Origin of the sequence: Candidatus Symbiopectobacterium sp. NZEC127, from assembly GCF_025962675.1 — a bacterium.
Lineage (GTDB): Bacteria > Pseudomonadota > Gammaproteobacteria > Enterobacterales > Enterobacteriaceae > Symbiopectobacterium.
Map to the genome: position 1 here is coordinate 1,421,888 of NZ_JAGFPG010000001.1, position 14,636 is coordinate 1,436,523.

Genomic DNA, 14,636 nt, shown 5'->3' on the forward strand with positions numbered 1-14,636 from the left:
TTCACCGCAGGTCAGCGCCCAATAAAAAAGGGAGCTTACGCTCCCTTTATCACTCCCCGGACCACGAATCAGTGATTACGGATGTAATCATCCATATCCGTTTTCAGGTTGTCCGATTTAGTACCAAAAATTGCCTGTACACCGGAACCTGCGACAACAACACCGGCTGCACCCAGTTTTTTCAGGCCTGCCTGATCCACTTTGGCAACATCACCGACGCTGACGCGCAGACGCGTAATACACGCATCCAGATTGGTGATGTTCGCTGTGCCACCGAATGCGCTCACCAGCGCCGCTGCCATTTCACTGTTGTTATGCGCAGACTGTTCAGAGGTGCTCTCTTCACGGCCCGGCGTTTTCAGATTCAGTTTGGCAATCAATACGCGGAAGATGGTGTAGTAAGCCAGCGCGTAGCACAGGCCAACAATCGGGAACAGCCACAGATTGCTACCGTTACCGCTCAGCACCACGAAGTCGATCAAACCGTGGGAGAAGCTGGTGCCATCGCGCATGCCCAGCAGGATACAGATAGGGAACGCCAGACCTGCCAGAATGGCATGAATCACGTACAGGATCGGTGCCACGAACAGGAAGGAGAACTCGATCGGTTCAGTGATCCCGGTCAGGAACGAGGTCAGCGCCGCAGAGAGCATAATGCCGCCCACTTTAGCGCGATTCTCCGGCTTGGCGGAGTGCCAGATGGCAATCGCCGCCGCAGGCAGACCGTACATTTTGAACAGGAAGCCACCCGCCAGTTTACCCGCGGTCGGGTCACCGGCCATGTAACGCGGGATGTCACCGTGGAACACCTGACCCGCTGCGTTGGTGAATTCACCGATCTGCATCTGGAACGGCACATTCCAGATATGGTGCAAGCCAAACGGCACCAGTGAACGTTCAACAATACCGTATAGCCCGAATGCCAGCACCGGGTTCTGATAGGCAGCCCAATGCGAGAACGTCTGGATTGCGGTCCCTACCGGTGGCCAGATAAAGGAGAGCACCACGCCGGTGATGATCGCCGTCAGGCCGGAGATAATCGGCACAAAGCGCTTACCGGCGAAGAAGCCCAGGTATTCCGGCAACTGGATGCGGTAAAAGCGGTTGAACATGTAGGCCGCAATCGAACCTGCGATGATCCCGCCGAGCACCCCGGTATCCGCCAGATGTTGTTTGATGATCACTTCGGGCGGCAGTTGCAGCACCAGTGGAGCCACCGCAGCCATCGTCTTCACCATGATGCCGTAGGCAACAACGGCCGCCAGCGCGGAAACCCCATCGTTATTGGTAAAACCGAGGGCAACGCCGATGGCAAAAATCAGTGGCATATTGGCGAATACGGAGTCACCCGCTTGCGCCATCACGCTTGAGACGATGGCCGGTAGCCAGCTAAAGTTGGCCGATCCGACGCCCAGCAGGATACCTGCAATGGGCAGTACGGAAACAGGCAGCATTAGCGACTTACCTACTTTTTGCAGGTTGGCAAATGCATTCTTGAACATAATTGAGTGTGCTCCTGAGTAATAGTGCTTTACGGCGTTATAGCAACAAAAGGCGGGGAGGATACCCTTTGTTATTTGAGGGATTTATCCCTCTTTTAATTTTTACGCAGAGTAAAATAAATGAATCATTCAATGTTTGACTGCTATCACGTTTCATTGCGCCAGCAGGTCGAGTAGCGCACAAAATCACTATTTCTGTCCCTAACAGGCAGGCAGAATTTCTGTCGCTGGTGGCGAAATCACCAACCAGCGCACAGGTGAGCGTCAATTAATTACGCGGCACAAAAAAACTCGGCCATTTTAATCACTAGACGGCGGCGGTCAACCGCTGCGAATCGATGTGGAACAGGCGGGAGAAATTGTCTGTGGTAGCCGTCGCTAATTGTGCAAGATCAACACCTTTTAGCACGGACAGGTACTCGGCGACATCGCGCACATAGGCAGGCTGGTTCTCTTTGCCACGAAACGGCACCGGCGCCAGCCAGGGCGAATCGGTTTCAACCAGCAGGCGATCCAGCGGAACAAACCGGGCAACGTCGCGAAGTTCGTCTGCATTGCGAAACGTCACAATGCCTGAAAACGAGATGTAGAACCCCATATCCAGCAGCGTGCGCGCGGTCGCGATATCTTCCGTGAAGCAGTGCAACACGCCACCACAGCGCTCTACCCCCTCTTCTTTCAGGATATCAAGGGTATCCTGACGTGCCGAACGGGTGTGCACGATAACCGGTTTGTTTAACTCACAGCCGACACGAATGTGTTCGCGAAAGGAATCACGCTGTTGCGCCTGCGTTTCCGGCTGATAATGGTAATCCAGGCCGGTTTCCCCCATCGCCACCACGTGCGGATCGGCGGCCAGTTGGCGTAGCTCGGCATAATCATACGGCGCGTCCTGATTAAGAGGATGCACGCCGCACGAATAAGCCACCCCCGGCCGATCGCCGATCAGTTCGCGCATGGTGCGAAAACCGGGCAGTGTGGTTGCCACCGCCAGCACAAAGCCGACGTCACGCGCCCGCGCTTTGGTCAACACATCAGACACATCTTTATGCAGAGATTGATAATCCAGACCATCAAGGTGGCAGTGCGAATCCACTAATAACATGCTATTTACTCAACGCTTATCAAACAGAGAAAGGAGGGAGGGAATTCAGGCTTGCCGTTTGGAACCGTTGTTCCCATTCCAGCAGCACATCGGCCAGCAGGAGTTCACGGTTCACGCCTGTCACCGTCAGCAGTTGATGGCGGCAGCGCAGCCAACGCGCCAGCACCGCATCGATTTCCGCAGCGGGTAATTGGTTGGCTAACAGCGCTATCAGCGCATCCTGATCGAGGTTGACGCGCGCGCTCGCGGCTCCACGCTGTATTTTTAACGCATCCAGCAGCAGCGAGGAGAGCCAGTGAAGACGCTCCGGTGCGTCCTCGTGGTTCAGTTGCGGCAACAACGAATAAAACGCACGCGTTGGCACCGCGTTTGCCAGCGCCTGACATAAGGCAGTGCGCTGACGCGCGGTGTCGTCTTGCAGCAGGTGCTCAGCCGCCAGCGGCGCACCGGCCTGCAACCGCAGCGCGGTTTGCAGCGCCTGCGCAGGCGCAGGGTGTCGTTTATTCAGCCAGACAACGCTCTGCGCTTCGTCGGGTGTTGGCAGATACAGGTGCAGGCAGCGGCTGCGCAGCGTCGCCAACAAACGCGCTGGCTCATGGCAACCCAGCAGAAAATAGGTCGATTCTGGCGGCTCTTCCAGGGTTTTTAACAGCGCGTTGGCCGCCGCTTCCGTCAACTGTTCGCTGTTTTCAATCCATACCAGCTTGGCACCGCCCTGCCGTGAACGCTGATAGAGGTTTTCCAATACGCTGCGTATCGCATCAACCCCTAACGTCTGCTTGCCCTTTTCCGGGCTGAGGGCATACCAGTCAGGGTGCGTGCCCGCCATCATCAATTTACAGGAATGGCACTCGCCGCAGCTTTTCATGCCCTCGGGCTTCTGGCACAGCACGCGTCTGGATAACGCATACACCAGCGATTCGCGGCCCATACCGGGCAGCGCGTGCAACAATACCGCATGGTGCGCCCGCCCCTCCTGATATCCCTCAATCAGTTGCCGATAGGGCCCATTCAACCAGGGATACCATTCCATGCTTAGCGCTCCTGTACCGACAGCGGCGCAGCTTCTGGTGCCGGCTGCTGACCAAGCCACTGCACCAGCGCAGCTTCAATATCAGCACTCACCTTGTCCAACGACTGCGAGGCATCAACGGTAACGATGGTGGCATCGGCGGCGGCCAGCGCCTGATAGCGTGCGCGGGTGCGGGCAAAGAAATCCAGCGATTCCTGCTCAATGCGGTCGAGCGCACCGCGCTGACGCGCGCGCGCCAATCCCTGCTCCGGCGGAATATCCAAATACAAGGTCAGATCGGGGCGAAAGGTGCCCAGCACGGTATCGCGCAGTGACTGCATCAATTGTTGATCCATACCGCGCCCGCCGCCCTGATAAGCCTGCGAGGAGAGATCGTGGCGATCGCCAATCACCCAACTGCCACGCGCCAAGGCGGGTTTGATGACATTTTCCACCAGTTGCACGCGCGCGGCATAAAGCATCAATAATTCCGCTTTATCCGTGATTATTTCGTCGTCAGCGCCCTGTTTTATCAGGTCACGCAGCCGCTCGGCCAGCGGCGTACCGCCCGGTTCGCGGGTAAAAACCACATCCTGAACCCCGTGCGCCCGTAAAGTGGTTAATACGGTGTTCTGCGCACTGGTTTTGCCTGCGCCTTCCAATCCTTCAATCACGATAAATTTACTGTTCATCCCGGTCCTTCAGCGTTGAGCGGTAAGCGCGCACTGCACGGTTATGATCGGCAAGGTTGGTGGTGAAACGGTGCCCACCCTTACCGTCCGCCACAAAATAAAGATAATCTGTTTTTGCCGGATGCGCGGCGGCTTCAAGTGCAGCTCGACTCGGCATGGCGATCGGCGTCGGCGGCAACCCGGCAATCACATAGGTATTATACGGCGTCGCGGTGTCCAGCGCGCTACGCGTTATCACGCCACGATAATCCTCACCCATGCCATAAATCACGGTAGGATCGGTTTGCAGACGCATGCCGGCACGTAGACGATTCACAAACACCGACGCGACCTGAGGGCGCTCCTCTTTGACTGCCGTCTCTTTTTCCACGATGGAGGCCATGGTCAGCAGCTCTTCCGGCGATGCATAAGGCAAGCCCGCTTCGCGGTTTTTCCACACGCCATCCACCACACTACGCATACGATGATGTGCACGCAGCAGCAGATCGCTGTCGCGCGTCCCAGCGGTGTAAAGATAGGTATCGGGATAGAGCCAGCCTTCCGGGTTCTCTGCCTCTTTAATGTCCAACAGCGTGGCGATCGCTTGCGGCGTTTGATCCTGCACGCTGTGCGTCAGGTAAGGTGCGGTTTTCAACGTTTCCAGCCAGTCGCGCAGTCGCGATCCTTCGACAAAACGAATAGAGAACTGCGCCTCTTTGCCGCTCGCCAGCAGCGCCAGCATCTCCCGTACCGTCATGCCCGGCATAAAGCGGTAGGTCCCGGCTTTGAACTTGGCTAATTCGGGCTCTGCGCGCAGCAACCACTGAAACAGCACGGTTGAAGGGATCACCTGCTGTTCTGTCAGCGTCGTTTCCAGCCCCTCTCTACCGGTTCCGGCCGGAAGGGTGAAAATGGTCTCATGTTCAAGCAGCAGCGATGAGCGGGCAAACTGTTGCAGGTTATGCCAAGCAGCGCCGAGTGCCGAGGCGAGTACTATCACCAACAGCAGGAAAAATAGCGTTTTCTTTCTTTTCATCATTCAACCATCGACTAACCGTTAGGGCTCAGTAGTTGGTACAACGCTCTGGAGCGATAACACCAGGTATCAATTTGATTGACCGGAAGCACCGGCATCAATGCATTACACACCAACACTTCATCGGCATCGGCGAGCGTCGTCACGGGTTCACGCACCACCTGTAGCTGATAATCGGGACAGTGGGCCAAGCGGGTCATCACCTGCTGGCGCGCTACGCCACTCACGCCCGCCGCTGACAGATCCGGTGTAAACACCTGACAGCCCTTGCGCCAAAACAAATTAGCCGCACAGCATTCCACCAGGTAGCCCTCAGTGTCAAGCACCACCACGTCATCGACAGCTTGTGCGTCCATCTCCTGACGTATCAGGATCTGCTCCAGCCGGTTCAAGTGTTTAATGCCCGCCAATCGTGGGTTGCGCCCTAATGTGACCGGACTGATGCCAAGGGTGATGCCCTGCTTGCGCCATTCGATGTAATGCGCTGGATAACCCGTCTGCATCACAATGCGTGTCGGTTCGCCACAAGACAGTGTGCTGTAACCTCGACCGCCACTGCCGCGCGTTACGATGGCTTTTACTACGCCTTGCTCAACCCCCTGCGCCGCCCGCTCCATTTCGGCTTGCAGTGTATCCCATGCCGCAAACGGAATAAGCAAACGCTCAGCGTCCTGACGTAACCGCGCCATATGCAATGCTAACCACACGACCTTGCCTTCCAGCACGCGCGCGGTGGTGAAGCATCCGTCACCGTACTGGAGGCCACGATCGGCAACGGCTATCTGCTCTTGCACCTGACCATTTATCCAAAACATACGCAGTCCTCACCCAACACGTTCATTTACGCTGACGCCAACAACACCAATAGTCGTGGCAGTAGCGTGACGTTCAGAGTGCCAGTAACCCAGGGCGGCAACAAGTGGCGTGTTCTGAATTCTGCCCTACCACAACGGTGGGTGACAGGCAAAAAAAAACCCGGTTGCCCGGGCTTTTAGCGGTATCGCAACGCTGTTACACGCGGCGGAATACCAGTGAACCGTTGGTGCCGCCAAAACCGAAGGAGTTACACAGTGTGTATTCCATATCGGAAACCTGACGTGCTTCATGTGGTACAAAATCCAGGTCGCAACCTTCGTCCGGATTATCCAGATTGATGGTCGGCGGAACAACCTGATCGCGCAGCGCCAGCGCCGTGAAGATAGATTCCACAGCGCCCGCAGCCCCTAACAGGTGGCCGGTCATGGATTTGGTTGAGCTCACCATTACGCGGCTCGCTTGTTCACCAAACACGGATTTCACCGCGTGCGTTTCCGCCAGGTCACCCGCAGGCGTTGATGTGCCGTGCGCGTTGATGTACCCAATCTGAGCCGGGGTGATGCCCGCATCGCGCAGAGCGTTTTGCATCGCCAGCGCCGCGCCCGCACCGTTTTCCGGCGGTGACGTCATGTGATAGGCATCGCTGCTCATGCCGAAGCCAACGATTTCGGCGTAAATTTTCGCGCCGCGTTTCTTCGCATGTTCATACTCTTCCAGCACCATGATCCCGGCACCGTCACCCAGCACGAAACCATCGCGATCTTTATCCCACGGACGGCTTGCCGCCTGAGGATTGTCGTTACGCGTGGAAAGTGCACGGGCTGCGCCAAATCCACCAACGCCCAGAGGCGTACTGGCTTTTTCCGCGCCGCCAGCCAGCATGATATCTGCATCGTTGTAAGCAATGATGCGCGCCGCATGGCCGATATTATGCACGCCAGAAGTACAGGCAGTGGCAATGGAAATACTCGGACCACGCAGTCCGAACATGATGCTCAGATGCCCAGCCACCATGTTAACAATGGTGGAAGGGACAAAGAACGGGCTGATTTTACGCGGACCGCCGTTCACCAGTGAACTGTGGTTCTCTTCAATGAGTCCCAGGCCACCAATGCCGGAACCGATCGCCGCACCGAAGCGCGTCGCGTTTTCTTCCGTCACTTCAATACCGGAATCGCGCATGGCGTTAATGCCCGCGGCGACACCGTATTGGATAAAGGCATCCATCTTGCGCGCTTCTTTGCGCGAGATGAAATCCTCGCTATTGAAATCCTTTACTAAGCCAGCAAAACGAGTTGCATAGGCAGTAGTATCGAAATGGTCGATCGGGCTGATGCCACTCTGACCGGCAAGAAGAGCAGTCCAGGTGGACTCAACTGTATTGCCGACAGGAGTTAACATGCCCAGTCCGGTCACAACTACACGACGCTTAGACACGCTTGTCCTCCAGGGAGGGAAAATATGACACTGCGGGACAAAGAAAACTTAGGCGGTCGAATGACCGCCTAGATATGTTCGCTTACTGCTGGTTAGCCTGAATAAAATCAATGGCTGCCTGAACAGTTGTGATTTTTTCTGCTTCTTCGTCTGGAATTTCAGTATCAAATTCTTCTTCCAGCGCCATTACCAGTTCAACGGTGTCAAGAGAATCAGCGCCGAGGTCATCAACGAAGGAAGCGTTGTTAACCACTTCTTCCGGTTTAACACCAAGCTGTTCAACGATGATTTTCTTAACGCGTTCTTCGATAGTGCTCATACTCTTAAATTTCCTATCAAAACTCGCTTTCGCGATGGTTTTCGTAGTGTATAAAATGTTGAAAAAGATGCAACAAAATCCCGGCTGGTCTAACCACGATTTTGTGCTATTTTGCGGTTTTCACCGCAAATAACGCAAATAAATTCCGAGCTATTTAGATCATATACATGCCGCCGTTGACATGCAATGTCTCACCCGTAATATAACCAGCCTCATCGGAGGCCAAAAAAGCAACAGCACTGGCGATTTCTTTAGCGTCCCCAAGACGGTTCGCAGGAACCTGGCTCAAAATGCCTGCACGTTGTTCTTCTGTCAATGCCTGCGTCATATCGGTTTCGATAAAACCTGGCGCAACCACATTGACAGTAATGCCGCGTGAGGCCACTTCGCGCGCCAGCGACTTGCTAAAACCAATCAGGCCCGCTTTCGCTGCCGCATAGTTCGCCTGTCCGCCGTTCCCCATGGTCCCGACTACGGAACCGATGGTGACGATACGGCCAAAGCGCTTTTTCATCATGGCACGCAACACCGCTTTTGACAGACGGAATACCGATGTCAGATTGGTGTCGATAATATCTTGCCACTCATCGTCTTTCATTCGCATCAACAGGTTATCACGCGTAATACCCGCGTTGTTGACCAAAATGTCGATTTCACCGAAATCCGCACGAATGGCTGTCAGTACCGCTTCAACGGACGCCTGATCGGCGACGTTGAGCATATAACCTTTGCCATTGGCACCCAACCACTCGCTGATGGCTTGCGCGCCATTTTCGCTGGTGGCGGTTCCCACCACGGTGGCACCGCGAGCAACCAGCGTTTCTGCGATCGCACGGCCAATACCGCGGCTGGCACCCGTTACCAGGGCGATTTTTCCTTCAAAGCTCATGGTACTCTCCGTTCTTATTGTTCCAGGGCCGCAGACAGTGAAGCCGGATCGTTAATCGCCGCCGCACTCAGGGTATCAACGATACGCTTTGTCAGCCCGGTCAATACTTTGCCCGGTCCCGCTTCCAGCAAGGTGTCAACACCTTGGGCTGCAACGTAGGAGACACACTCGGTCCAGCGCACCGGGCTGTACAGCTGTTTTACCAGCGCTGCACGGATGGCATCGGGATCGGTTTCGCTACGCGCATCAACGTTGTTTACCACTGGAATGGCTGGCGTAGTAACTGTAATCGTTTTTAACGCCTCTGCCAGTTTTTCTGCCGCAGGTTTCATCAACGCGCAGTGAGAAGGCACACTCACCGGCAGCGGCAACGCACGTTTGGCCCCGGCGGCTTTACAAGCAGCACCGGCACGCTCAACGGCTTCTTTGTTACCCGCGATAACCACCTGCCCCGGCGAGTTGAAATTCACCGGAGAAACCACTTGCCCCTCGGCAGATGCTTCACAGGCCGCCGCAATGGCATCGTTATCCAGACCGATGATGGCGTACATGGCGCCCGTCCCTTCCGGCACGGCTTCCTGCATCAGTTTGCCGCGCAGTTCAACCAGACGCACCGCTTCCTGAAAATCCAGCGCACCGGCACACACCAGCGCCGAATATTCGCCCAGACTGTGACCTGCCATCAGCGCGGGCTGTTTGCCGCCCTGCTGCTGCCACACCCGCCAAATCGCCACCGACGCCGTCAGCAGCGCTGGTTGAGTTTGCCAGGTTTTATTCAGTTCTTCCGCCGGGCCTTGTGCAGTGAGCTGCCACAAGTCATAACCCAATACCTCAGAAGCCTGGGCAAAGGTTTCCTGTACTACCGAGTACTGTGCCGCCAGTTCAGCCAGCATGCCGACTGTCTGGGAACCTTGCCCCGGAAATACCATTGCAAATTGCGTCATTTTAAACGTCCCGTTTGATCAAAAACGAACCAGCGCAGAACCCCAGGTGAACCCGCCGCCAAAGGCTTCCAGCAGGATCAACTGACCGGGTTTTATCCGCCCATCGCGCACCGCTTCATCCAGCGCGCAGGGTACGGAAGCGGCCGACGTATTGCCGTGGCGATCGAGAGTCACCACAACCTTGTCCATGCCCATGCCCAATTTCTTCGCCGTGGCACTGATGATACGCAGGTTAGCCTGATGCGGCACCAACCAGTCCAGTTCGCTCTTGTCGAGCTGTGCGGCATGCAGCGTTTCTTCAACGATGTGCGCCAGTTCCGTCACGGCCACTTTGAACACTTCGTTACCGGCCATGGTCAGGTAGGCAGGTTGATCCTGATGCGCACGATCCTGATGAGGCAGCGTCAACAGATGGCCGTAGCGACCATCCGCGTGCAGGTGGGTTGACAGGATGCCGGGCTGTTCCGATTGCCCTAACACCACCGCGCCCGCACCGTCACCAAACAGAATGATGGTACCGCGATCGGCAGGATCCAGGGTGCGCGCCAGTGTGTCTGAGCCAACCACCAGCGCGTAATCTACCGCACCGTTTTTAATATATTGATCGGCAATGCTGAGCGCATAGGTAAACCCTGCGCAAGCCGCAGCGACGTCAAAGGCGATGGTGTCGCGGATCTCCAGCATCTGTTGAACCTGACACGCGGCGCTCGGGAACGCGTGCGTAGAGGACGTGGTTGCGACAATCAGCAAGCCAATCTTGTCCTTGTCAACGCCCGCCATCTCCAGCGCGTTCAGCGCGGCCTGATGTCCCATGGTCGCCACGTTTTCATCCGGCCCGGCAATGCGGCGCTCACGGATACCGGTGCGCGTCACAATCCACTCATCGGAAGTGTCGACCAATTGTTCTAAATCAGCGTTCGTCCTGATTTGTTCAGGCAAAAAACTGCCCGTTCCGATTATTTTAGTATACATGTACGCTCAGTCACTCTTGGGTAATACAGTTTTCAGGCGCGCCGCAATTCGGTCAGGAAGTTGCCGCTGCACCGCCTGCATTGCCTGTTCGATAGCGACGGCAAACGCCCGTTGGTTTGCCGCGCCATGGCTTTTTATCACGGTGCCCCGCAGCCCTAACAGACATGCGCCATTATATTGATCAGGATTGAGATGTCCGAACCGTTTCGCCAAACGTTTTTGGATAAAACGGCCGATCAACGTGAGCCACCACGCTTGCTTTGCTTTATGCCCGACATCGGTCGACGACGATTTAAGCAGTGACAGGAACATCCTTACCACGCCTTCCATCGTTTTCAATGTGACATTACCCACAAAGCCGTCACAGACCATCACGTCGGTTTTGCCCGTCAACAACTCATTGCCTTCAAGATAACCAATATAGTTAATCGAGGGCGTATTCTTTAGCTGCGCAGCCGCATCGCGGATCGCGGCCAAGCCTTTGGTCTCTTCTTCGCCGATGTTCAGCAGGGCGACGCGCGGATTGTTCAGCGCTAACACTTCTTCGGCCATCACTGAACCCATCACGGCAAACTGCACCAATTGCGCGCTGTTACACTCGACATTGGCACCCAAATCCAGCACCACCGTTTTGCCCTGCTGCTGATGCGGCAGCACCGTCACCAAGGCTGGACGATCGATACCTTCCAACGGTTTGAGCAGCAGTTTCGCCAGTCCCATCAAAGCACCGGTATTTCCTGCACTCACGCACGCCTGTGCCCTACCCGTTTTAATCAGTTCCAGCGCAATGCGCATCGACGTGCCACGACTGGCACGGATCGCCTGCGACGGGCGCGCATCACTCGCAATAACCGATTCAGCCGGCACAATTTCCAACCGGGAGAGTAAAGCAGAATCGACTTTGGCGAGTAATGGATAAAGCGCGGCGGGATCGCCGACCAATAACAAGTGAAGACCCGGATTAGAAGCCAGTGCCTGCAATGCCGCAGGCACTGTAACGCAGGGACCGACGTCCCCGCCCATTGCATCTAACGCCAGTGTGAGGCGTGTCAAGGTATTGCCTTGCTAATAATTCGTGAGAATTATTTGGCAATAACCTTGCGACCGCGGTAGTAACCATCCGCAGTGATGTGATGACGCAGATGAGTTTCGCCAGAAACTTTGTCTACGGAAACAGAAGAGGTGGTCAGCGCATCGTGAGCACGACGCATACCACGTTTGGAACGGCTAGGTTTGTTCTGTTGTACGGCCATGGACCTTACTCCTTAATTACTTACGCTTTAAACTGGCTAATACGGCAAACGGGTTCGGTTTCTCCGCCTCTTCAGGCAGTTTACCAAACACCATGTCCGCTTCGGACACTTCACAGTGTTCAGAATCGTGTACCGGAGCGATGGGCAATACGAGAATAATCTCATCTTCAACCATCGCCAGCAAATCGACCTCGCCAAACTCATCGACATCGATCAGCTCATACGCTTCCGGCAGAGCCTCTGCCTGCTCGTCATTGACGACAGGACTGAAACAAAATGTGGTGTGAATCTGATGTTCGAACGGCTTTTGGCAGCGCTGGCACATCAGCGTAACGTCCACTTGTGCACTGCCGTTAATCACCGCCAGGCGCTGATTATCGATATTAAACGATAAAGAGACCTGAACATCACTATCCACACTGGCCACAGACTCGGCAACGCGTGCAACTTGTTCAACCGTGTAGACACCAACATAGTCTAACCGTTTTTGAGCCGTGCGAACCGCATCCAGGGTCAGGGGTAATTTTACCTTTTGCATAGGGCGCGCATATTAACGTCGTAACGACATAGAGTCAAAGAAAAAGGCTGCGTTGTCTCACTATTTTATCAAGATTCGCATTCGCCCAGATTCGCTTTCTCAGCGGCGCACAGTGTAAAATGCCTTTTTTGATTACGCTACGGTTTATCGTAAAAATTATGTCTCAGATAGTGCTCGCCTCTACCTCTCCTTACCGTAAAAGCCTGCTCGCCAAGCTGGGACTGCCGTTTCAGTGTGCCAATCCCGATATTGATGAAACCCCACGTGCACAAGAAAGCGCCGTCGCGCTGGTTGAGCGATTAGCACGGGAAAAAGCGCAGGCACTGGCGAGCCGCTACCCCGCACACCTGATTATCGGCGGCGATCAAGTCTGCGTGCTTAACGGTGTCATTACAGGAAAGCCGCTGATAGCGGAGAAAGCGGCGCAGCAGTTGCGTCAGGCCAGCGGCAACCGCGTCACCTTTTATACCGGTTTGGCGCTGCTCAACAGCGCCAGTGGCGTGCTGCAATCGCAGGTCGAGCCCTTTGACGTGCATTTTCGTGCGCTGAGTGAAGAAGACATTGCTGCCTATCTGGCGCGGGAGCAGCCCTGGCATTGCGCAGGCAGTTTCAAAAGTGAAGGATTGGGCATCGCCCTGTTTGATAAACTTTCCGGACGCGACCCGAATACGCTGGTTGGCCTGCCGTTAATTGCGCTGTGCGAGATGCTGCGCCACGAAGGCGTCAACCCGCTAACGCTGACCGGGTTAGGGTAACCAACAGGTACCGCCTCACAGTCCCTCTCGTTATCCTCGCCATCCCCGGCCCTCTCTTCGTCATCCTCGGCGAAAGCCGGGGATCTCTGCGAGGATAAACGCGTTTCTTCAGCAAGAGATTCCCGCTTTCGCGGGAATGACGGTTGGTGGTAGGAGTTACTGTTTTGGTCAGGTTACCCAACATCAGTGATGCTATTTCTGCTGCCGCAACACCTGCAAGCAGTGGCGTAACGCCGCATCGAGCGGTGCTTCGATACGCATCGTCTCGCCGGTACCGGGATGTTCAAAAGTCAACGACTGTGCGTGCAAGAACAAACGCGACAGCCCGGTGGCAGCCAGTTGCCGGTCAAATTCTCTGTCGCCATAGCGATCGTCGAACGCAATGGGATGGCCTGCGTGCAGCGTATGCACACGGATCTGATGGGTACGTCCCGTCACCGGGCTGGCGCGCACCAGCGTCGCCTGCTCAAAGCGTTCTTCCACCTTGAAACGAGTTTCCGAAGGTTTGCCTTCACTACTGACGCGCACCACGCGCTCGCCGCTTTGCAAAATATTCTTCAATAGCGGTGCCTGCACCGCTTTGCAGTGGGATTGCCACTGACCGCGTACCAGCGCCAGATAATTTTTCTGCATTCCCTTAAGCCGCAGTTGCTCGTGCAGCGCACGCAGCGCCGAGCGTTTTTTCGCGATGAGCAATACGCCGGACGTATCGCGATCGAGCCGGTGTACCAATTCCAGAAAGCGCGCTTCAGGCCGCAGTGCACGCAGCCCTTCAATGACGCCAAAGCTTAGCCCGCTGCCGCCGTGTACCGCCGTGCCGGAAGGCTTATTGAGCACGATCAGGCTGTCATCTTCATACAGAATGCAATTGGCCAACGCGGCAACCTTACCGAGGCTGGCAGACACCGCTGGCTCGTCGCGCTCCGCTACGCGCACGGGAGGAACGCGCACCACATCGCCATCCTGTAGCTTATATTCCGGCTTGACACGTTTTTTGTTCACACGCACTTCGCCTTTACGCAAGATGCGGTAAATCATGCTTTTCGGCACGCCTTTGAGCCGCGCGAGCAAAAAGTTGTCGATACGCTGCCCTGCTTCATCGGCAGAAACTGCGATAAATTGTACTGATGGATTCTCTGTTTTCATGATGCGCGATTCTAAATAGCCCGTGCAGATAGCGCCACTTCTTTTTATGTGCTTAACTGTCTGTCAGGCACTTAATGGGCTGTTGCACAGAGATTGGGCCAACTGATTGCCATCGAGCTTGCGGACTTCAGACATAGTGTTCGTGCGTTTGATTAAAATCAGGACAACAATCTTGTTGCACATCCGTAAAGTCACCTTGCTATAACAGTACCAGCAATGGAATAATGCAGTGGTTTTACCC

16 protein-coding genes are annotated in these 14,636 nt (G+C 55.4%); 1 reads left to right on the top strand and 15 read right to left on the bottom strand.

Translation table 11 applies throughout. The features are described 5' to 3' along the window. Positions 1–68: 68 nt before the first annotated feature. The 14 genes from ptsG to yceD all read right to left on the bottom strand — a co-directional run bounded on the left by ptsG (position 69) and on the right by yceD (position 12,494). Positions 69–1,502, bottom strand: a complete 1,434-nt coding sequence (ptsG, locus tag J5069_RS06475; RefSeq protein WP_264643064.1) for a PTS glucose transporter subunit IIBC — start codon at positions 1,500–1,502, stop codon at positions 69–71. 307 nt (positions 1,503–1,809) lie between these two features. Further along, complete coding sequence (locus J5069_RS06480) at positions 1,810–2,607, bottom strand: metal-dependent hydrolase (protein ID WP_264643065.1); 798 nt, start codon at positions 2,605–2,607, stop codon at positions 1,810–1,812. Between the two features lie 19 nt (positions 2,608–2,626). Continuing rightward, entirely contained in the window at positions 2,627–3,640 is a 1,014-nt protein-coding gene (gene holB, locus J5069_RS06485; protein WP_264643066.1) for a DNA polymerase III subunit delta', read from the bottom strand. Positions 3,641–3,642: 2 nt separating this feature from the next. Next, positions 3,643–4,311, bottom strand: a complete 669-nt coding sequence (tmk, locus tag J5069_RS06490) for a dTMP kinase (RefSeq protein WP_264643067.1) — start codon at positions 4,309–4,311, stop codon at positions 3,643–3,645. Further along, the gene (gene mltG, locus J5069_RS06495; protein WP_264643751.1) at positions 4,301–5,326 is read right to left on the bottom strand and encodes an endolytic transglycosylase MltG; all 1,026 of its coding nucleotides are present in this window, start codon (positions 5,324–5,326) and stop codon (positions 4,301–4,303) included. Before mltG ends, tmk begins: the two co-directional genes overlap by 11 nt. 14 nt (positions 5,327–5,340) lie before the next feature. After that, entirely contained in the window at positions 5,341–6,141 is an 801-nt protein-coding gene (gene pabC, locus J5069_RS06500; protein ID WP_264643068.1) for an aminodeoxychorismate lyase, read from the bottom strand. Positions 6,142–6,337: 196 nt separating this feature from the next. Further along, positions 6,338–7,579, bottom strand: coding sequence for a beta-ketoacyl-ACP synthase II (fabF, locus tag J5069_RS06505; protein WP_264643069.1), 1,242 nt, complete (start codon positions 7,577–7,579; stop codon positions 6,338–6,340). 82 nt (positions 7,580–7,661) lie between these two features. Beyond that, positions 7,662–7,898: an acyl carrier protein gene (acpP, locus tag J5069_RS06510; RefSeq protein ID WP_012765204.1), complete on the bottom strand. Its 237-nt coding sequence runs from the start codon at positions 7,896–7,898 to the stop codon at positions 7,662–7,664. A gap of 154 nt (positions 7,899–8,052) precedes the next feature. Then, entirely contained in the window at positions 8,053–8,787 is a 735-nt protein-coding gene (gene fabG / locus J5069_RS06515; protein ID WP_264643070.1) for a 3-oxoacyl-ACP reductase FabG, read from the bottom strand. Positions 8,788–8,801: 14 nt separating this feature from the next. Beyond that, the gene (fabD, locus tag J5069_RS06520; RefSeq protein WP_264643071.1) at positions 8,802–9,731 is read right to left on the bottom strand and encodes an ACP S-malonyltransferase; all 930 of its coding nucleotides are present in this window, start codon (positions 9,729–9,731) and stop codon (positions 8,802–8,804) included. Between the two features lie 18 nt (positions 9,732–9,749). Continuing rightward, complete coding sequence (locus J5069_RS06525) at positions 9,750–10,703, bottom strand: beta-ketoacyl-ACP synthase III (RefSeq protein ID WP_264643072.1); 954 nt, start codon at positions 10,701–10,703, stop codon at positions 9,750–9,752. A 6-nt stretch (positions 10,704–10,709) separates the two neighbouring features. Further along, positions 10,710–11,756, bottom strand: a complete 1,047-nt coding sequence (gene plsX / locus J5069_RS06530) for a phosphate acyltransferase PlsX (protein WP_264643073.1) — start codon at positions 11,754–11,756, stop codon at positions 10,710–10,712. A gap of 29 nt (positions 11,757–11,785) precedes the next feature. Continuing rightward, positions 11,786–11,956, bottom strand: coding sequence for a 50S ribosomal protein L32 (rpmF, locus tag J5069_RS06535; RefSeq protein WP_009112338.1), 171 nt, complete (start codon positions 11,954–11,956; stop codon positions 11,786–11,788). Between the two features lie 16 nt (positions 11,957–11,972). Beyond that, positions 11,973–12,494 (bottom strand): 23S rRNA accumulation protein YceD, encoded by a 522-nt coding sequence (gene yceD / locus J5069_RS06540; protein ID WP_264643074.1) that lies wholly within the window; start codon positions 12,492–12,494, stop codon positions 11,973–11,975. 158 nt (positions 12,495–12,652) lie between these two features. Between yceD and J5069_RS06545 the strand changes: the two genes are divergently transcribed. Then, complete coding sequence (locus J5069_RS06545; RefSeq protein WP_264643075.1) at positions 12,653–13,249, top strand: Maf family protein; 597 nt, start codon at positions 12,653–12,655, stop codon at positions 13,247–13,249. Between the two features lie 192 nt (positions 13,250–13,441). Here J5069_RS06545 and rluC read toward each other — a convergent pair whose 3' ends face one another. Then, on the bottom strand, positions 13,442–14,395 hold the full coding sequence (gene rluC / locus J5069_RS06550; protein ID WP_264643076.1) for a 23S rRNA pseudouridine(955/2504/2580) synthase RluC: 954 nt from the start codon (positions 14,393–14,395) through the stop codon (positions 13,442–13,444). Positions 14,396–14,636: the final 241 nt, after the last annotated feature.